The following is an 18,658-nucleotide window of genomic DNA, read 5'->3' on the forward strand; positions in this document are numbered from 1 at the left end:
ACTGAGTTTATAGTACCTTCGCTTCGTTTCTTAATAAGGATACAAGTTCTTTCACTTGATCGTCTATTTCACCTTCAAGGACTTTTCCAGCTTCCTTTTCTGGTGGCAGGAAAATATCCACTGTTTTTGTTTTAGCTTCCACATCATCTTCGTCTAAATCCAGGTCATCCAACTCTAATTCTTCTAACGGTTTTTTCTTAGCCTTCATAATGCCTGGCAATGATGGATAGCGTGGTTCATTCAGCCCCTGCTGACATGTAACAAGTAATGGAAGAGAAGTTTCTACTTTCTCCACATCCCCTTCGACATCCCGTTCAATTTGAACTGTCTCTCCATCGACACTAATAGAAGTGATGGTTGTAACATACGGAATATCCAGACGCTCAGCCAGACGAGGTCCAACCTGTCCACTTGCTTCATCAATGGCTACATTTCCGGCAAGAATGATATCTGCTTCTTTATCTTCAAAGAAGGCTTCCAATATCTTGACGGTAGTATATTGATCCCCATCCTCCAAATCATCTTCTGTGTTGATTAATACTGCTTTATCTGCACCCATTGCAAGTGCTGTACGTAATTGCTTTTCAGATTCCTCTTCTCCAATCGTGACTACAGTGACCTCTCCGCCATGTTCATCACGAAGATTGATTGCTTCCTCCACTGCATATTCATCATACGGGTTGATGATGAATTCTGCACCTTCTTCTTCGATGCGGCCATCGTTGATCGCAATTTTTTCTTCGGTATCAAAAGTACGTTTTAATAGAACATAAATATTCATATAAAAACCTCCTAGTCTATTGATCTTTAAAATTAGGTTTTCTTTTTTCCATGAATGCCTGGATACCTTCTTTGGCGTCCTCTGTACCAAAAGCCACACCAAAGGCTTTCGCTTCAGCCAGTGCACCTTCCTTGAACTGCGGGTTACGTGTATAGGAGACTAATTCCATCACCTGATTGATTGTCGGACCACTCTTTTGAGCAATTGTTCCTGCTAACTTTTCAGCAGCCTGGAACATTTCGTCCTCTTCAAAACTTTTATTTACCAAGCCTGCATGTTCGGCTTCTTCTCCTGATATCGGCTTACTGGACAACATCATTTCATATGCTTTGGATGCTCCTACATAAGCAGGCAGGCGTTGAGTTCCGGCAAACCCTGGGATGATGCCCAGGTTCAATTCAGGCAATCCGAATTTAGCGTCCTTGGCTGCATAGCGAATATGGCAGGCCATGGCAAGCTCAAGCCCACCCCCTAAAGCGGCTCCATGAATGGCTGCAATAATAGGAACATGGAAGTTTTCCACTCGATTGAATAACTCCTGCCCTTTTTGAGAAAGGCTCGTGTAATCGGATTCATTTTGAAGCGAAGTAAATTCTTTTATATCAGCTCCCGCTGAAAAGAATTTACCTTCGCCTTTTAAAAGTACTGCTTTTACAGTCCCATCCTTTTCTATATCATCCAATTTTGCTGATAGTGCTTCCAATAAGGAAGTGGATAACGCATTTGCAGGTGGACTTTGTAATGTAAGCGTTGCTACATGATTTTCTACATGATAGGATATGTTCCCCAATCTACTACCTCCCCTTGCTATGTTCTATATGTCAAGCCTCGGACGATCATATCATGGACCGCCCCGGCCTGTTCAACTAAATCATAGTGCTGTTCTTTCATTACCCAATTGGTTACGGCTTCATCCAGGGTCCCAAAAATCATTTGACGAACCAGACGTTTATCGATATCGTTCCGGAAGATTTCATCCTGGACCCCTTCTTCTATAATTTGATCTATTACAGTCAAATACCTTTTTAAAACTTCATTTATCTTTAACCGTAACTCCTTGTTGGATTGCCTTAACTCCAGCTGGGTGACAATAGCAAGATGATGATCAGCGGTCAGCTGTTCAAAATGTTTTTCAATTAATTTAAGCAGTTTTTCCACTGCTGTTTGCTGGGAATTGGTCTCTTCTTCTATCTTTTGAATAAAGTTTCCCATTTTTTGCTGAAATAAGGAAACTAATATGTCTTCTTTATTTTTAAAGTATAAATAAATGGTACCATCCGCCACCCCTGCCTGCTTCGCAATCTTAGAAACTTGCGAGGAATGGTATCCATTTTCAGCAATTACCTTCACAGCTGCATCAATAATTTGTGTATACTTCGGCTTATTCTTTTTCACTTGTATCTCCTGCCTATCTTTTCTGAAAATGAATGAATGGTCATTCACTTATTATTCTACATCCCCGTTTTCATCCTGTCAATAAAAAGAGGGACAAGCCCTTAAGGTTGTATTGGTTCCTTGCTTCCCGACGTTAGTTTATTTTTTTCCTCTTCAATCAACGTGCGACGTAGAATCTTACCTACAGCTGTCTTTGGTAATTCTTTTCTAAATTCATATACTCTAGGAACTTTATAGGCTGCCATATGTTTTCGACAAAAAGCATCCAATTCCTCCTCTGTTACAGAAGAATCTTCTCGTTTTACAATAAATGCTTTCACCGTTTCTCCTCGATAAGGGTCTGGAACGCCTACCACTACAGCTTCTTGTACAGCTTCATGTTCATATAAAACTTCTTCAACTTCGCGTGGATAAATGTTGAATCCACCTGCAATAATCATATCTTTCTTGCGATCTACCACATAAAAGTAGCCTTCTTCATTCATATATCCAAGGTCGCCAGTGCGGAACCAGCCTTTCTGGTCAAGCACTTGTTCTGTCTCTTCTTTGCGCCCCCAATAACCCTTCATGATTTGAGGGCCCTTTACAACGATTTCGCCGACCTCATCATAATCAGCCTCATCTTCACTTTCTATTCGTAAAATTTTCGCATCCGTGTCCGGCCAAGGTACTCCTATACTGCCATTAATTCGACGATCCCAAACGAAATTAGAGTGAGTGACAGGAGAAGTTTCCGTTAGTCCATATCCTTCCACCAGCTTTCCTCCAGTAATTCGTTCAAAACGCTCCTGCACTTCTATCGGTAACGGTGCTGACCCGCTTATACAGGCTTCAATGGAAGATAGATCATATTTTTTCAAGCTGGGATGGTTCAATAATGCAATATAAATGGTTGGGGCCCCAGGAAATAAGGTAGGTTTCTGTTTATCAATTGTCTTTAAAACTTCCCCCGCGTCAAATTTAGGCAGCAGCACCATTTTTGAACCCATCATTATAGAGAGGTTCATGACAGCCGTCATTCCGTACACATGGAAAAATGGAAGTACACCTAATACAATTTCTGCTCCTTGCTTGCATTTATACAGCCACTTCATTGACATTTGCGTGTTGGCTACCAGATTCATATGAGTCAGCATAACACCTTTAGGATAACCGGTTGTTCCCCCTGTATATTGCAGCAAGGCTAAATCTTCTTCCGGATTAATCTCCACTTGTTGCACTATTCCATCTGAAACATCCATGATATGATCCCATAAATGGGTATCCTGTGTCTGCTCGGGTTTTACAACCAATTTATATTGTCGTTTTTGTATAAATGGGTAAATCCTGTTTTTTGGAAATGGAAGATAATCTTTTATACCGGTAATGATTACATGCTCCAGATCGGTATTACCTTTTACGTTACTTACTTTTGGATAAAGAATGTCCAAACAAATAATTATTTTCGCCCCTGAATCATTCATCTGGTATTCCAATTCTCTTTCCATATATAAGGGGTTGGTTTGAACTACAATGCCGCCAGCCATTAGCGCGCCATAATAAGCAATTACTGACTGCGGGCTATTCGGAAGCATGATGGCAATTCTATCCCCTTTTTCTATACCAAGGTTCTGAAGGTATGCAGCGAATTTTTTTGTTTCTTCGAACACCTCCTGGTAGGTTAGTTCCTTCCCCATAAAATGAAGGGCTTTCTTTTCCGGGTAACGTTCAGCAGCTTCATTTAAATAGAGAGGCAACGCTTTTTTGTCATACTCTAGGGTAGCGGGAATTTCTTCTGGGTAATGACGGTGCCAAGGTCTTTCAAACTTTTGTGTCATCCGAATTCCTCCCTTTATCTAACGCTTACTCTTATTATAACCATTTCTCCTCATGAAATGAATCATTATTTAAAATTTTGAAAATATTACATAGGCTAAAGGTAACAAAAACAGAAAAAAGACAGGACTTAAGTAGCCTGTCTTTTTTTAATTCATCATGATAAATATGACTCCCACTATGATAAATAATGCTGCCACTACACCCAGCACCTTTGCTAATGTTTCCATCTGCTCGCTCCTTAAATAATGTTAGCCCCGATTACAAAAGAAAGTCCTACGGAAATAACAAGCGAAATAAACCCGACTGCCCGATTGTCCTTTTCTATTTCAACGTCTATTTTAAAATGTGGGGTTAGAAATTCGTAGATGAAGTAGCCAATCAACAGCAATAGAAATCCATATACTCCCCAGCCCATGGTCTGAAGCAAGGAATCATTATGCTCAATGGAATATCGAAAAATATTAGCTATCCCAAAAATCTTACCGCCAGTCGCCATCGCTACAGCCAAGTTACCTTCTTTGATTTCTTTCCAGTTATTATAACGAGTAACAATTTCAAAGACAGCCATGAAAACAACCAGACATAGTATGACAACACTATATCTTGCAGCTGTCTCAATCAATGGATACTCCCAAAAGCTATTCATCTACGATTCCCCCTCGTGTCCTCATGACAGTTCTAACACAGTAACTCCTCCACCACCTTCATTCATTCCCCCCGAGCGATGGGATTTAACAGAAGGGTGACGGTCAGCAAAACTTTTCACACCATTACGAAGTGCCCCGGTGCCTTTACCGTGAATGATAGACACCTGTGGGTAACCAGCCAGTATTGCGTCATCCACATATTTTTCTAAACGGTGGAGCGCTTCTTCATACCTTTCCCCGCGTAGATCCAATTCTGTTTTCACATGATACCCTTTTCCTTTAACGGTGGCCATTGGTTTCTCTTTCAACGGCTGCTCGGATTTGATATATTCTAAATCTTTACGTTTTACTTTTACTTTCATAATACCAACCTGGACCTGGAACTCATTATCGCTTATTACATCAATAATCGTGCCCGTTTGGTTTAAGGACAGTACCTTGACTTCATCTCCAGATTTAAGCTTCCGTTCACCTTTGGAAACCGGCTTTTTCTCTTTTTGTTTTCTATCAGCGAGCTCAGGCCGGGCATCCTCTAAGGTTTTTCGGGCTTCAATCCATTCATGTTCTTTGAAGTCAGCTTGTTGTTTCCTATTTCGTAATTCACTTACTATTTCTTCCGCTTCAGCTCTCGCTCTTTCTACAGCCTTTTCAGCTTTTTGTTCAGCCCGCTGGTATAGCTGCTCACGCTTGTCTTCAAACTGCGTCCACTTCTTCTGCAATTCTTCGTGCAGCTCTTGGGCCTGCTGAAGAACTTTTTCTGCTTCTTCATAATCACGGTCCGCACCCCTTGTAGAAGCTTCAAGGGAAGCAATCATATTCTCGACGCTCTTCGAATCACTTCCTACGTGACCCTTGGCAGTCTCTATCACCTGCTCATCTAATCCCAGACGCCGGGATATTTCAAAGGCATTGCTTCGTCCTGGAACACCAATCAATAATCGGTATGTAGGCTGCAATGTCTGGATATCAAATTCTACAGAAGCATTGATAACTCCTTCACGATTATAGCCGTAGGCTTTTAATTCCGGGTAATGCGTAGTAGCGATAACTCTCGCATTACGTGAGACTACTTCATCTAAAATGGACATCGCAAGAGCTGCCCCTTCCTGGGGATCCGTTCCAGCTCCCAGCTCGTCAAATAACACTAACGTTCTATCATTAACTTGCTTGAGTATATCCACAATATTTGTCATGTGAGATGAAAACGTACTTAAATTCTGTTCGATGGACTGTTCATCACCAATATCAGCAAATACATTTTCAAAGACAGCCATTTCACATCCATCAAGCGCAGGGACTTGCAACCCTGACTGAGCCATCAACGTACACAGACCGACCAATTTTAAGGTGACAGTTTTACCACCAGTATTAGGACCGGTAATTACAATAGAGGTAAACGACTCACCGAGTTCAATGTCGTTCGCTACCACTTCTTCCTTATCAATCAATGGGTGTCTCGCCTGCTTCATTTTTATAACGCCCTGGTCATTCATGGCAGGCATAGCGGCTTTCATTGAATGGCCGAGCTTCGCCCTGGCAAACATAAAGTCGATTTGTTCCAGAAGCTCGACATTTTGATAAAGAAAAGACTCGTCTGCAGCAATCGCTTCTGATAATTCTTTTAGTATCCGATCAATCTCATGCTTCTCCTGGACTTTCGCTTCCTGCAGTTGATTATTGAGGTCCACAATAGCTTGAGGTTCAATAAATAGGGTAGCTCCAGATGCTGATTGATCGTGTACAATCCCCCCTATCGCACCTCGATACTCTTGCTTTACCGGAAGTACATAGCGTTCATTTCGGATAGTCACAATGGCATCGGAAAGCATTTTACTCTTAGATTTTGTATAGTTATCCATTTTGTCCCTTACCCTGCTTTCATACGTTCGGATTCGGGACCTGATGGTGCGCAGTTTCTCCGATGCTCCATCCATGACATGACCATGATCATCAATACAGCCTCTGATGTTCCGTTCCAGTTCACCCAGCGGCTCAATGCCATCTACCAGTTTACGTAAAATTGGGGCTTCCGGTTCTTCCATTTGTTCGATGAACCTTTTTATCTGCTTTCCGCCATAAATGGTAGATGCAACATCCAGGCATTCCAGAGGGCTTAGAACACCGCCGATAATTGTACGCTTGATGCTTGGTTTGATATCAAAAATCCCACCTAGTGGAACACTCCCATGAAGCCGGATTACCTGGGCCGCTTCGTCCGTTTCATTTTGCCATTGCTTAACTTCGTCCAGCTCTGTTGAAGGTTTTAAAGCTAGTGCCCTATTTTTCCCGAGGGAAGATGCAGCATGGGCTGTTAACTGGTCGATAATTTTTTTATATTCCAACACATGAAAAACACGTTGATTCATGATTGATTGACTCCTTTATTTCCTGGCTTTTCCTTGGAAAAGGTTTAGTAAGTCCTCCTTTTTCCAAGTATTGATCACATTTTCCTTACGCAGCCACCCTTTGCGGGCAGCTCCAACACCTATCCTCATATGATCCAGCATGGAATAATTATGCGCGTCGGTGTTGATTGCAATATGCACTCCCGCTTCCTGGGCTTTGATTAACGTTTCCCAATTCAGATCGAGCCGGTTCGGATTGGCATTCAATTCAAGTATAGTGCCGGTCTGCTCCGCCTTTTCTATCAATGTATCTAAATCCACCGAGTATCCTTTTCTTCTGCCTATCAAACGTCCGGTTGGATGGGCAATCATATGAACATACGGATTCTCCATCGCATTTAACAGCCGCGTCATGATTTTATCTTGTGACTGCGTAAAGCTTGAATGGATGGAGGCAATGACAAAATCCATTTCCTGCAAAAAATCATCGTCAAAATCCAGTGAGCCATCCGGAAGGATATCCATTTCGATACCGGCAAAAATATGAAAATCTTTCATCTCTTCATTGATTTTATCAATTTCTTTTCTTTGTTTTCGCAGACGTTCCTCATTAAGGCCGTTGGCGACTCGTAAGTACTTGGAGTGGTCCGTGATGGCAATAAACTCATACCCCGTCTGTTTTGCCTGTTCTGCCATCTCGCGAATCGACTGGGCTCCATCACTCCATGTGCTGTGCATATGAAGGTCGCCTCTTATATCATTAAGTTCGATTAAATTGATTTCTTCTTGTGCTTTTTCAATTTCACCTAAATTTTCACGTACTTCTGGCGGAATCCAATGCAGGCCGAAATGAGCGAAGAATTCTTCTTCTTCTTTAAAAGTTTTTACATCTCCTGTTTCTACATTCTCGATGCCATATTCACTAATTTTCTCATTCTGTTGTTTAGCCAATTGCCGCATGGCCACATTGTGATCCTTTGATCCGGTAAAATGATGGAGGGTAGTCGCGAATTCCTCCGGTTTGACAATCCTAAAGTCTATACTGATATCATATCCTTCATTTACAACAATAGAAACTTTTGTTTCCCCAGAAGCAATCACTTCTTCAATTTCCCGGTATTCTAATAATTCATTACGTGTCCCTTCCGCATGATTGGATACGATAATAAAATCTAAATCTTTAATCGTCTCCCTCATTCTGCGCAGGCTTCCTGCACGGGAGTATTTTTCCACTGTTTTCAACTTATCAAGGAATGCCTCGATTTTTTCTGCCAATGGCAGCATCATGGCTATTGGAAGGCGTTCCGGACGGCTATCCGCTTCTTCAAGTGCCTTTACTATCTTTTCTGCCGATTTTTTCCCAAAGCCCTGTAATTCTTCCACTCGACCATCTTCACAAGCCTTTTTCAGGGAAGCAGCATCGGTTACTCCTAATTCTTGATAGAGTTTAGATAACTTTTTCCCTCCCAGTCCCGGTAAATCCAACAGCGGTACCAAACCACCTGGCACTTCTTCCTGCAACTGCATCAATGTATCAGATTTACCATTTTCTATGAATTCATTAATAACCTCTGCTGTCCCTTTTCCAATTCCTTTCAGCTTCGTAAAGTCATCAATTTCACTTAAGGAACGTTCGTCTTGTTCCAATGCCTGAGCAGCTTTTCTGTAGGCTGATATTTTAAAAGGTTTTTCCCCTTTCAGTTCCAGATATATTGCTACTTGTTCCAGTAATTTGATCACTTGTTTTTTATCTACCGCCATGCCATTCACTCCTTGCTATGAATTTTTCCAATCTCGTAAAGAAAAAACTTCTCCATTTAAGAGAAGTTTTATAATAGTGCTGCTACATGCTCAAACCAGAGCGACTTCAGCTGCTGCGAGAACATCGGTGTATGTTCAATTATTGCCTGGGCAATTGTTGCGTTATCTAATGCATTTTGTACTGCTTCAAGCGGGAGCAGTGCGGCAATGGATAGGAGGATAAATAGAATCAAATACGTTTCAATGAATCCCAGAACCGCTCCTAATAAACCATTCAATGTTCGCAATATAGGCAGATCTGCAACAAAGTCCAGCATAGAGGCGATTATTTGTACGATGATCTTCACACCAAAAAAGAGAATCGCAAAAGCGATTGCATTGTAGAAGGCAACTTCTAATGGAAGGCTTTCCAGGAAAATCGCCCATTCGGCACTACTTGGTAAATCAGGATAAGGCACCCAGAGTGTCAGCCGTTCCGCTAAATCATCGTAATACAAAACAGCGACAACAAAAGCGGCTATGAAGCCAATAATATGGAAAAGCTGAAGGATGAAACCGCGGCGTAATCCATTCAGTAAACCAATAATCAACATAATAATCAACAGAATATCAATCATCTTGTTTTCTTTCCTTTTCTTCAATGTTTTTCAATTTCTCATGGAGTTCATTATACGATTCTTTCAAAGCTATGTAATCATTCATCGTATTGACTGCCGTCAGTACCGCAAGTCTGGCAGTATCCAAGGAACGGTTACCCTCCTGGATTTCACGCATCTTCTGATCCACAAGTCCTGCCACCATCTTCACACGGTTTGGTGATTCCTCTCCAACAATCGTATAAGAACGATTATATATCTCAACGGTAGTTCGTGATTTTTTATCTTTTGAATGGGACATAGTATCCCCCCTGACAATAGAATCCTAAAGTTTATCTTAACACGAAGGGGAAAAATAGGGAAACTAAATCTATCGTACTTTGCACGGTTCTGTCTTATTCTGTCGTCTGGTATACTAAGCATAAATATAAGCAGCCTTCATGCTTAAAGAGAGAGGATTATAAAAATGGGTCAAGTTGTACTTACCGTAGCAAAAAACACTTTAAGTGAAATGAAAGATTATTATAAAGCACAGATCAAACCGGATGTGCCTCCATCCGCCCTATTTGTAGCAAAGACACCGGGAAGCACGATTACAGCTTATCGTTCCGGAAAGGTATTATTCCAAGGTAAAAACCCGGAAGCGGAAGCCGCTAAATGGGGAAGTGCCGAACAACCGGTTAAGAAAAAAGTTAAAAAACATGCCTATCATCCGCCACAATCTTTATTTTCCAGTTCTCATATCGGCTCTGATGAAGCAGGAACCGGTGATTACTTTGGTCCGATCACAGTTGCGGCCGCTTATGTAAAAGCAGAACAGGTTGCTCTATTAAAGGAGCTTGGTGTCAAAGATTCCAAGCACCTGACTGATGATAAGATTCGTGTAATTGCAAAGGATATTATCCACTTGGAAATCCCTTATACTTTATTGAAATTGAATAACAAAAAATATAACCAGTTACAGGCAAAAGGCTGGAGTCAGGGAAAAATGAAAACCATGCTCCATCATCACGCATTGGAAAAACTTTTGGAGAAAATCAAGCCCGAGCATCCAGATGGGGTTCTAGTCGACCAATTTTCAGAACCTGATGTCTATAAACGCCACCTGGCATCCGAAGGGAATAAGTTGCAGGAAAATGTATACTTCATGACCAAAGCAGAGAGTTATTCGATTGCCGTCGCCACGGCATCCATTCTTGCCAGAGCCAGTTTTGTGAAGGCAATGGAAGATATCGAGGCGGATGTCGGTCTAACCACCCCAAAAGGAGCATCCCTGCAAGTGGATAGGGCTGCTGCTGCCGTTATTAAAAAGTATGGCAAAGCTAAGTTGGATGATATAGCAAAAATTCATTTTGCCACCACTCAAAAAGCTTATAAATACTTATAAGAAAGAGCTTGCCGTGATTTCGGCAAGCTCTTTTTTATCAGCCTCTTAATTCTGCCTGGTGTTTTTCTTTCACTGCTGTAAGAATTTTTTCGTGAGCCTCTTCCACTTCCTTGTCTTTCAGCGTGCGATTTGGATCCATATATAACAGATTAAAGGCGATGGATTTTTTACCTTCTTCCAAATGTTCACCCTGGTAGACATCAAAAATGCGGACGTCTTTCACTAATGGAGCACCTGCATGCAAGATGGTTTCCGCAATTTCACCCGCTGCAGACTGTTCCTCTACTACCAATGCAATATCCCTGCTGATGGAAGGGTATTTAGGTATAGCCTGAAATGCCTCTTCTTTTTGATAATGAGCGAATAACTCTTCTGCATTTAAATCAAATACATAGGTGTCCTTCAAATCCAGGTCGTTTTGCAGCTTGGGATGGACTTGACCAATAAAGCCGATTACCTTTTCACCAAGATAAACTTCAGCTGTGCGTCCCGGATGCATATCCGGGAGTTTAGCCTGTTTGTAAGTCAGCTTAAGGTCAAGCAAATCAGCCATCCCTTCTACTAACCCTTTGACAACAAAGAAATCTACGGCTTTTTTTTCTTGCTGCCATGGGTGTACAAGCCAATTACCAGTAAGGGCTCCTGATAACCGCAGCTGCTCTTTTGGCTGCACGGTCACCTGTTCTTCTTCACTGATAAATACAGTCCCTAGTTCATAATAAGCAAGGTCGGTTTGTTTTCTTGCCACATTATAAGATAAGGAAGCAAGTAATTCCGGTAATATGCTCAGCCGAAGATGACTATGCTCTTCGCTCATTGGCATCGCTAAGGAAACAGGGGCTGCCGCTTGTTTCTTAACCTCACGACTGACCAGTTGACTTACTCGCTCAGCATTTGTTAACGAGTAAGTGATTGTTTCATCCAGCCCTGCACCCTGAAGGTAGTTTTTTACTTTTCGTTTCAATTGCTGGTGTAATGTAAGTCCACCCGCCTGAGACGCACCACCCGGCAACGTATACGGAAGATTAGCATAACCATAGATTCTTGCTACTTCTTCCAGCATGTCTTCAAAAAGTTCCACGTCCCCTCTGCGAGTTGGAACTGTTACCGTAAACATTTCTCCCTTCTGCTCATAACCGAACTGAAGACGGCGGAGAATATCGGCAATTTCCTCATCAGGTATAGAGGTACCCAATCGCTCATTGATATGAGAAGAAGTAATTACTACCTTTTTAGGTTCCCTGGCCAATTGATCGAATTCTACAACGCCATCTAACACTTTTCCGTTCGCATATTTTTCCAGCAATTCGCACGCTTTCATCCCGGCACGAACAACCCGGTTCGGGTCCACGCCTTTTTCAAAACGCGTACTGGCTTCACTTCGGAGTCCGTGGTCTTTAGAGGCGGTACGTACGGCTACTGGCTGGAAGTATGCTGCTTCTAATAAAATATTAGATGTACCCTCGTGTACTTCGGAATCAGCACCACCCATGACACCGGCAATCGCTGTCGGCTGCTTGCCATTAGTAATCACCAGATGGTCCGGTTTTAAGTTGCGCTTTTGCTCATCCAGAGTGGTGATCGTTTCATCTTCCTTCGCTCGTCTCACGACCACTTCGTCTGTTCCGAAACGATCCAAATCAAACGCATGGAGTGGCTGGCCATATTCCAGCAATACGTAGTTCGTGATATCAACCACGTTATTAATTGGGCGCACCCCTGCGGCAATCAAACGATTCCGCATCCATAATGGTGATGGCCCTATTTTGACATCCTTGACTATAAATGCTCCATAATAAGGATTCAAATCGGGATCTTCCACATGGACAGAGATATAGTCAGATGCTTTTTCCTGCACAGGATGAAGGATTTCCTCCTGAGGGGTGAACGGCTGATCTAATATCGCCGCCACTTCATAAGCGACTCCAAGCATGCTCAAGCAATCAGCACGATTAGGTGTCAGACCCAATTCAATAATGATATCATCCAAGTTCAACAGTTCGATCGCATTCTCTCCGACTTCCACTTCATCCTGGAAAACAAAAATTCCGTCGACAAACTCTTTTGGTACGTCTTTTTCATCTACTCCAAGCTCCTGAAGAGAGCAAATCATTCCATTGGACTCTACTCCCCTCAGCTTCGCTTTTTTAATTTTGAAATTCCCAGGTAACACAGCACCCGGTTTTGCCACTGCGACTTTTTGATCGGCAGCAATATTCGGTGCTCCACATATAATCTGCAGCGTTTCTTCCCCTACATCGACCTGACATAAATTGAGCTTATCTGCATTTGGATGCTGTTCACAGGAAAGTACATGGCCGACCACCACATCATTCAGCTTCTCCGCTATCGGTTCGACACTTTCTACTTCTATGCCTGTTTTCGTAATCAGCTCAGCTAATTCTTCCGGTGTCTGATCTTCAATATCCACATATTGTTTCAACCAATTCAAAGATACTAGCATTGTTTGGACTCTCCCTTACACTTTATGGTATTGTTTCAAGAATCGAATATCGTTTGTATAGAAATGACGGATATCATCGACACCATATTTCAACATAGCAATACGCTCCGGCCCCATGCCAAAAGCAAACCCTGAGTAGACTTCCGGGTCATACCCTGCCATCTCCAACACATTTGGATGTACCATCCCTGCGCCTAAGATCTCAATCCAGCCAGTGCCTTTACATACCGAGCAGCCTTCCCCGCCACACATTTTACACGAAATATCCATTTCTACCGATGGCTCCGTAAACGGGAAAAAGCTTGGTCGAAGGCGTATATCTCGTTCTGAACCAAACATCTGCTTAGCAAAAGCATTAAGAACGCCTTTCAAATCGCTCATCTTAATATTTTCATCCACCACAAGCCCCTCTACCTGAGTGAATTGATGGGAATGGGTGGCGTCATCCGTATCACGGCGATAAACTTTACCAGGACATATCATTCGTACCGCTTCGTGCCCGTCTTTCTGCTTCATCGTCCGAGCCTGAACAGGTGAGGTGTGGGTACGTAAAAGCAGTTCTTCTGTAATATAAAAAGAATCCTGCATATCCCTGGCCGGATGTCCTTTAGGAAGGTTGAGAGCTTCAAAATTAAAATAATCTGTTTCGACTTCCGGTCCCTCTTTGATTTCAAATCCCATCCCAATGAATAAATCTTCAATTTCCTCGATAATGCTCGTCAGTAGATGTGGTCCTCCCACATGTACAGGACGGCCTGGCAAGGTGACATCAATACTCTCTTCTTCCAGTTGCTTTTCCAATGCTTCTTCTTCTAATTTATCTTGCTTCGTTTGAATAGCACTGGCAATGCTTTCTCTTACATCGTTTGCCAATTGGCCGATTACTGGACGTTCTTCTTTGGACAATTTGCCCATACCCCGAAGCACTTCTGTAATTGGCCCTTTTTTTCCTAAATAAGCTACTCGAATATCTTGCAAAGCTTTTAAATCCTCTGCGTACTTCACTTTCTCTAATGCTTCTGATTGCAATTCCTGCAAACGATCTTTCATTTCGATACTCCTCCTTTTTTACATTAGAAAACCCTGCATATCGCAATGCCTTTATGGCAAAATCCTAAGTGTTTCTTCTACTTAAATTCGTTAGTAAAATTGACCTTTCAAACATGTAACAACCTGACGATCACTATGTTCCTGTAACGAATGAATCCTTTACTTTTTTCAACAGGAGTTAAGCAACATAAAAAAGTCTCCTCCCTGGTAAAGGGACGAGACTATATGGCCGTTTCGCGGTACCACCCTTGTTGACATACGTATGGTATGCCCACTTCATTACGGATAACGGATTGACATCCGGGACATCTTTTAATCAGATGCCAGCTCCAGAGTGAAAGTTCAATAATCACCACGATAGAAGTGCTTGCAGTCTGTGGCACTTCTTCCCTGTATCGATGTTATGATTATCTACTGGCTCCTTCAATGCTATTCGCTCTATAACTATTCATTTATTATAGAAAATCATGGGCTTTCTTGCAAGCCTATATTTTCATATGGTACATGAGTATCCCGGCAGCTACTGCCACATTCAAGGATTCTGCCTGTCCATATATCGGAATATAGACTTTTTCATCAGCAAGCCCTAACAAATCTTCCTGGATCCCTGCCCCTTCATTTCCGACAATAAGCGCACCTTTATCAGCTATGCTTATCTTCTGGTAGGGTTGAGCATCTTCCAGGGCAGAAGCCCAAACAGTTATTCCCTGTTGCTGCAGTTGAGGGACCCATTCTTTGAGGTCACCAGAAAACAGTGGCAGGTGGAATAGGGAACCTTGGGTAGCTCTGATGACCTTATCATTATAAGGATCGACAGAACCTTTACCGATTATAACCCCATTAAAACCAGCGGCATCAGCGGTTCTTATCAAGGTGCCAAGATTTCCTGGATCCTGGACAGCATCAATTAGCAGGACATGGCGGAAAGCTTCAGGACTAAATTGCTTCATTTCTACAACCGCTGCTATTCCCTGGGGTGTTTCCGTATCCGCCAGTGCCGCGAAAACCTCCTTCGAAACCTGCGTGATTCGTTCATGGACCGTCCAATGGGGAGCTTCCATATTTTCCTGCACGATCACTTCCTGGATTGCCCAATCACTTTTCACAGCTTCTTCAACTAAATGAAAACCCTCTACCAGGAAAGTTTGGGACTTTTCTCTTTCACGCCTTTTTTTTAATTTAATCCATTGTTTGACACGTGTATTTTGTAAGGATGTCAGCATTTTTTTACCTCTTTTTCTTAGCTTCTTTGCTTATCATACATATTATTGGGAAGGAAGGTCAAACTAACCAAAGAAAAAGTTAAAAAGGAGTGTCAGTCATGGATTTAAACTTAAGGGAAGCCATACTTTCTAATATCGCTGGAAATAATAGGGAGCAATTGGAAGCTACCATTGTAGATGCTATCCAAAAAGGGGAAGAAAAGATGCTTCCTGGTCTTGGAGTTTTATTTGAACTTATCTGGCAGGAATCAAGCGAAAGTGAAAAAGAAGAAATGCTTGAAGCATTAGAACAAAGTGTGAACCAGCAATAAATTTATACAAAAACCTGGCTAATCACTAAGTTAAGCTTTTTTAAAGGACAAGAAAAGAGCTCTGCCCCTGCAATAGGGACAGAGCTCTTTCTATTAATTGAACGTAATTTCTTTCACGGTATCTGCATCGAGTTTCTTGATGACTTCTACGATTAATTTGACTGCATTCTCAAAGTCATCACGGTGAAGCATGGCTGCATGAGAATGGATATAACGGGTCGCAATGGTAATAGACAATGCAGGCACCCCGTTAGCAGTCAAATGAATAGCACCGGAATCTGTCCCCCCGCCAGCAATGGCATCAAACTGATAAGGAATTTCTTTTTCATCAGCAGTATCTGTTACTAGATCGCGAAGCCCTTTGTGGGAAACCATGGAGGCATCATAAAGAATAATCTGAGGCCCTTCTCCCATTTTACTGGAGGCATCCTTATCTGATACGCCTGGGGTGTCTCCAGCAATACCGACATCTACACCAAATGCTATATCAGGATTGATAGCATGAGCAGAAGTACGGGCACCACGTAAGCCGACCTCTTCCTGTACGGTCCCAACACCATAAACGGTATTTGGATGTTTTTCGTTTTTCAGTTGCTTTAATACCTCAATCGCAATCGCACAACCGATCCGGTTGTCCCAAGCTTTAGCAAGCAGCATTTTTTCATTTTTCATCTGGGTGAACTCAAAGTAAGGTGCAACAGAATCCCCTGGGCGCACACCAAATTCCTTTGCTTCGTCTTTACTGGAAGCACCAATATCGATGAACATATCTTTGATTTCCACCGGCTTCTTGCGAGCTTCCGGAGGCAGGATGTGAGGTGGTTTAGATCCGATCACTCCGGTAACCGTGCCTTCTCGTGTGACGATCGTTACTCGCTGAGCCAGCATAACCTGGCTCCACCAGCCGCCAACAGTTTGAAAATAAACAAAACCATTATCGTCTATTCGGGTTACCATGAAGCCGACTTCATCCAAATGACCGGCTACCATTACTTTTGGACCGTTTGTATCCCCAGATTTCTTTGCGATCAAGCTGCCTAAATTATCCGTATATACCTCATCCGCATAAGGTGTAATGTATTTCTTCATTACATCTCTTGCTTCTTTTTCATGACCGGGAATGGACTTGGCATCGGTCAAATCCTTCAGCATGGTCAGTGTTTCATCTGTTTTTGCCATATGTAATTGCCCCCTCTATAAAGTTTGACTATTTTATTATAGCGTTTTTATTCAAAATTAACAAAAAATAAAAAAAACGCTTTCAGTACCCTTTATCCTGCCTTTGATGATTTTGCTGATTCTTTTCATGGTATGCCGTTTTAATTTTCATTTCAGTGAACCCTAGAGCCGCTCCCAGGGATAAAAAGCTGGAGAACATCTCCTGATAGTGTTCTTTTACCGGACTAGCTTTAAATTTTAAGATCTTCTCATAGACCTGGTGAAATCTTTTAGTTACTTCAACCCCGGTGTTACTCGGCTTGTCCGCGTAACGGAAACCTTTTTCTAATCCAAGGGAAAGAATGAAATGGAGGCCATCTACGTATTCCTCCAGGATAACATCTTCAGAACTCGGGGGTTTTTGACTCCAGAACTTGAAAGATCTTGTTTCATTCGCCAGTTCACCCAGCTCTACCAGAAGGGCTAGCACCTTGTCCTCAAACAAATCAGCTTCTTCCAGTTGATTGTTTTCCTCAATATAGCGATCCAAACGTAATTGTGTCTCAAACAACTCTTCCCAATTCATACTAAATTCATCCTTTATTTAAATTTGTACAATTAAATGTAACATTTCATGAAACTTTTGGGTATCTGTATTCGTAAACCAAGTAATCAATTCCTAACTCAGGAGGAAGTCCTTATGATTGTCATTCTATTTCGACTGCTAATATTGCTTGCAATCATATTCATTTTTTACACCTTCTACTCTTATATTAAGAGCCCGGGAAGGAAGCTTAAACTTGCTAAAGAAAGTAAAACGTTCTACTTTTATGATGATCCTGATAATAGCAAACAAAACTTCCTGATAACCTATAAAGGCGTCCTGTTTGAGGGAGAAAAATATTTAGGTACAACAGAAAGTGCTTTTGAGGTCGTCAATATCAATGTTTCGACCAGGCAGCCAGAACAATTGATGGGTATTGAACGGGACGATATTTATTTTCTTGAAAAAGAAATACTAATTCGGTATCCATATGCCACTATCGAATGGAAGTACCCACTCAATCGTCTTTTCATTCATTCTCCAAAAAAGGAAAGCGACCATCCTTCTTAGGATGATCGCTTTCTTTAGTTTATCCATTCGGCTGAAAGAATTCATTCAATGTTAATGAGTATTGTTTTTTGCGGATTAAGTAAGTTAAACCTGCCAGTAAAAAAAGGAAAATAACCATTAACGGGAAGGATATTCTGGTAAGCCATTGACCCACGGTTGTGTAAACAAAGGCAAGGGGAATATTTGATAAGAAGGAGGCCTTTATATAATCTTTAAAGTCGACACAGATTTCAATCAAACAGAGGGATAACAGATGAAAATGAATGAATGGCACTAAACGCAAGACGGCTACCTGACTTACTGTTAATGTGTTCTGTTTTTTTATCACTTTACTTTTCAGCCGCTGCAATCGCTTCAAAAGGCTAGGTACGTTTTGGATAAGCTGATAAAAGACGGTGCTGGATAAAGTAATACCAACTACAGAATACACAGTACCTGCGACGGCACCGAACAATATTCCTCCGGAAATGCAAATCAAGACTACGGGCAAAAAAAGCAATGGGCGAAGCAAATGGAATAATATAAATAAGATCGGGGCGTACCAGCCACTCACCTGCATGAGTTCTATAAATCCAAGCGCAAACTGTTCCATGTATATCCCCCCTATC

The 18,658-nt window shown here is 41.9% G+C and carries 18 protein-coding genes and 1 other annotated feature; of the genes, 3 read left to right on the forward strand and 15 right to left on the reverse strand.

Going from position 1 to position 18,658, the window contains the following annotated elements; genetic code table 11:
• Nucleotides 1-7: 7 nt before the first annotated feature.
• The 9 genes from ACGTNI_RS07060 to zapA all read right to left on the reverse strand — a co-directional run bounded on the left by ACGTNI_RS07060 (nucleotide 8) and on the right by zapA (nucleotide 9,644).
• Entirely contained in the window at nucleotides 8-781 is a 774-nt protein-coding gene (locus ACGTNI_RS07060; protein WP_085509049.1) for an electron transfer flavoprotein subunit beta/FixA family protein, read from the reverse strand.
• A gap of 16 nt (nucleotides 782-797) precedes the next feature.
• The gene (locus tag ACGTNI_RS07065; protein ID WP_085509050.1) at nucleotides 798-1,571 is read right to left on the reverse strand and encodes an enoyl-CoA hydratase; all 774 of its coding nucleotides are present in this window, start codon (nucleotides 1,569-1,571) and stop codon (nucleotides 798-800) included.
• 17 nt (nucleotides 1,572-1,588) lie between these two features.
• Complete coding sequence (gene fadR / locus ACGTNI_RS07070) at nucleotides 1,589-2,176, reverse strand: fatty acid metabolism transcriptional regulator FadR (RefSeq protein WP_085509051.1); 588 nt, start codon at nucleotides 2,174-2,176, stop codon at nucleotides 1,589-1,591.
• Between the two features lie 101 nt (nucleotides 2,177-2,277).
• A complete protein-coding gene (locus ACGTNI_RS07075; protein ID WP_394461105.1) occupies nucleotides 2,278-3,993 on the reverse strand; it encodes an AMP-binding protein in 1,716 nt (571 codons plus the stop codon).
• Nucleotides 3,994-4,232: 239 nt separating this feature from the next.
• Nucleotides 4,233-4,640 (reverse strand): DUF350 domain-containing protein, encoded by a 408-nt coding sequence (locus ACGTNI_RS07080; RefSeq protein WP_062447145.1) that lies wholly within the window; start codon nucleotides 4,638-4,640, stop codon nucleotides 4,233-4,235.
• Nucleotides 4,641-4,661: 21 nt separating this feature from the next.
• Complete coding sequence (locus tag ACGTNI_RS07085; protein ID WP_085509053.1) at nucleotides 4,662-7,007, reverse strand: endonuclease MutS2; 2,346 nt, start codon at nucleotides 7,005-7,007, stop codon at nucleotides 4,662-4,664.
• 15 nt (nucleotides 7,008-7,022) lie between these two features.
• Nucleotides 7,023-8,747, reverse strand: a complete 1,725-nt coding sequence (gene polX / locus ACGTNI_RS07090) for a DNA polymerase/3'-5' exonuclease PolX (RefSeq protein ID WP_394461107.1) — start codon at nucleotides 8,745-8,747, stop codon at nucleotides 7,023-7,025.
• A gap of 68 nt (nucleotides 8,748-8,815) precedes the next feature.
• Complete coding sequence (locus ACGTNI_RS07095) at nucleotides 8,816-9,364, reverse strand: CvpA family protein (protein WP_085509055.1); 549 nt, start codon at nucleotides 9,362-9,364, stop codon at nucleotides 8,816-8,818.
• Nucleotides 9,357-9,644 carry a cell division protein ZapA gene (zapA, locus tag ACGTNI_RS07100; RefSeq protein WP_085509056.1) on the reverse strand — a complete coding sequence of 96 codons (288 nt, stop codon included), beginning with the start codon at nucleotides 9,642-9,644 and terminating at the stop codon, nucleotides 9,357-9,359. The genes ACGTNI_RS07095 and zapA overlap by 8 nt, the downstream gene beginning before the upstream one ends.
• A gap of 165 nt (nucleotides 9,645-9,809) precedes the next feature.
• Between zapA and rnhC the strand changes: the two genes are divergently transcribed.
• Nucleotides 9,810-10,730: a ribonuclease HIII gene (rnhC, locus tag ACGTNI_RS07105; RefSeq protein WP_394461110.1), complete on the forward strand. Its 921-nt coding sequence runs from the start codon at nucleotides 9,810-9,812 to the stop codon at nucleotides 10,728-10,730.
• A 37-nt stretch (nucleotides 10,731-10,767) separates the two neighbouring features.
• Here rnhC and pheT read toward each other — a convergent pair whose 3' ends face one another.
• From pheT to ACGTNI_RS07120, 3 genes are all read right to left on the reverse strand, one after another.
• Nucleotides 10,768-13,194, reverse strand: coding sequence for a phenylalanine--tRNA ligase subunit beta (pheT, locus tag ACGTNI_RS07110; protein WP_394461112.1), 2,427 nt, complete (start codon nucleotides 13,192-13,194; stop codon nucleotides 10,768-10,770).
• A 15-nt stretch (nucleotides 13,195-13,209) separates the two neighbouring features.
• Complete coding sequence (gene pheS / locus ACGTNI_RS07115; protein WP_394461114.1) at nucleotides 13,210-14,244, reverse strand: phenylalanine--tRNA ligase subunit alpha; 1,035 nt, start codon at nucleotides 14,242-14,244, stop codon at nucleotides 13,210-13,212.
• Between the two features lie 208 nt (nucleotides 14,245-14,452).
• Nucleotides 14,453-14,680: a binding site (T-box leader), on the reverse strand.
• 49 nt (nucleotides 14,681-14,729) lie between these two features.
• Nucleotides 14,730-15,467 carry a TrmH family RNA methyltransferase gene (locus ACGTNI_RS07120; RefSeq protein WP_085509060.1) on the reverse strand — a complete coding sequence of 246 codons (738 nt, stop codon included), beginning with the start codon at nucleotides 15,465-15,467 and terminating at the stop codon, nucleotides 14,730-14,732.
• Nucleotides 15,468-15,565: 98 nt separating this feature from the next.
• On the opposite strand from ACGTNI_RS07120, the gene sspI reads away from it, so the two are divergent.
• On the forward strand, nucleotides 15,566-15,778 hold the full coding sequence (gene sspI / locus ACGTNI_RS07125) for a small acid-soluble spore protein SspI (RefSeq protein WP_085509061.1): 213 nt from the start codon (nucleotides 15,566-15,568) through the stop codon (nucleotides 15,776-15,778).
• Between the two features lie 93 nt (nucleotides 15,779-15,871).
• Here the strand turns inward: sspI and ACGTNI_RS07130 are convergent, their stop codons facing one another.
• Both ACGTNI_RS07130 and ACGTNI_RS07135 read right to left on the reverse strand, forming a co-directional pair.
• Nucleotides 15,872-16,957 carry a M42 family metallopeptidase gene (locus ACGTNI_RS07130; RefSeq protein WP_394461117.1) on the reverse strand — a complete coding sequence of 362 codons (1,086 nt, stop codon included), beginning with the start codon at nucleotides 16,955-16,957 and terminating at the stop codon, nucleotides 15,872-15,874.
• Nucleotides 16,958-17,039: 82 nt separating this feature from the next.
• Nucleotides 17,040-17,522 carry a dUTP diphosphatase gene (locus ACGTNI_RS07135; protein WP_394461119.1) on the reverse strand — a complete coding sequence of 161 codons (483 nt, stop codon included), beginning with the start codon at nucleotides 17,520-17,522 and terminating at the stop codon, nucleotides 17,040-17,042.
• Between the two features lie 114 nt (nucleotides 17,523-17,636).
• On the opposite strand from ACGTNI_RS07135, the gene ACGTNI_RS07140 reads away from it, so the two are divergent.
• Entirely contained in the window at nucleotides 17,637-18,050 is a 414-nt protein-coding gene (locus ACGTNI_RS07140; protein WP_394461121.1) for a sigma-w pathway protein ysdB, read from the forward strand.
• Nucleotides 18,051-18,069: 19 nt separating this feature from the next.
• Here the strand turns inward: ACGTNI_RS07140 and ACGTNI_RS07145 are convergent, their stop codons facing one another.
• A complete protein-coding gene (locus ACGTNI_RS07145) occupies nucleotides 18,070-18,642 on the reverse strand; it encodes a TVP38/TMEM64 family protein (RefSeq protein ID WP_085509065.1) in 573 nt (190 codons plus the stop codon).
• Nucleotides 18,643-18,658: the final 16 nt, after the last annotated feature.

Source organism: Thalassobacillus sp. B23F22_16 (assembly GCF_043496955.1).
GTDB lineage: Bacteria > Bacillota > Bacilli > Bacillales > Halobacillaceae > Thalassobacillus > Thalassobacillus devorans_A.

Coding starts and splice junctions, on each gene's coding strand:
- ACGTNI_RS07060 (WP_085509049.1), bottom strand. CDS start 781: ATGAATATTTATGTTCTATTAAAACGTACTTTTGATACCGAAGAAAAA.
- ACGTNI_RS07075 (WP_394461105.1), bottom strand. CDS start 3,993: ATGACACAAAAGTTTGAAAGACCTTGGCACCGTCATTACCCAGAAGAA.
- ACGTNI_RS07080 (WP_062447145.1), bottom strand. CDS start 4,640: ATGAATAGCTTTTGGGAGTATCCATTGATTGAGACAGCTGCAAGATAT.
- ACGTNI_RS07085 (WP_085509053.1), bottom strand. CDS start 7,007: ATGAATCAACGTGTTTTTCATGTGTTGGAATATAAAAAAATTATCGAC.
- polX (WP_394461107.1), bottom strand. CDS start 8,747: ATGGCGGTAGATAAAAAACAAGTGATCAAATTACTGGAACAAGTAGCA.
- ACGTNI_RS07095 (WP_085509055.1), bottom strand. CDS start 9,364: ATGATTGATATTCTGTTGATTATTATGTTGATTATTGGTTTACTGAAT.
- zapA (WP_085509056.1), bottom strand. CDS start 9,644: ATGTCCCATTCAAAAGATAAAAAATCACGAACTACCGTTGAGATATAT.
- rnhC (WP_394461110.1), top strand. CDS start 9,810: ATGGGTCAAGTTGTACTTACCGTAGCAAAAAACACTTTAAGTGAAATG.
- pheT (WP_394461112.1), bottom strand. CDS start 13,194: ATGCTAGTATCTTTGAATTGGTTGAAACAATATGTGGATATTGAAGAT.
- pheS (WP_394461114.1), bottom strand. CDS start 14,244: ATGAAAGATCGTTTGCAGGAATTGCAATCAGAAGCATTAGAGAAAGTG.
- ACGTNI_RS07120 (WP_085509060.1), bottom strand. CDS start 15,467: ATGCTGACATCCTTACAAAATACACGTGTCAAACAATGGATTAAATTA.
- sspI (WP_085509061.1), top strand. CDS start 15,566: ATGGATTTAAACTTAAGGGAAGCCATACTTTCTAATATCGCTGGAAAT.
- ACGTNI_RS07130 (WP_394461117.1), bottom strand. CDS start 16,957: ATGGCAAAAACAGATGAAACACTGACCATGCTGAAGGATTTGACCGAT.
- ACGTNI_RS07135 (WP_394461119.1), bottom strand. CDS start 17,522: ATGAATTGGGAAGAGTTGTTTGAGACACAATTACGTTTGGATCGCTAT.
- ACGTNI_RS07140 (WP_394461121.1), top strand. CDS start 17,637: ATGATTGTCATTCTATTTCGACTGCTAATATTGCTTGCAATCATATTC.
- ACGTNI_RS07145 (WP_085509065.1), bottom strand. CDS start 18,642: ATGGAACAGTTTGCGCTTGGATTTATAGAACTCATGCAGGTGAGTGGC.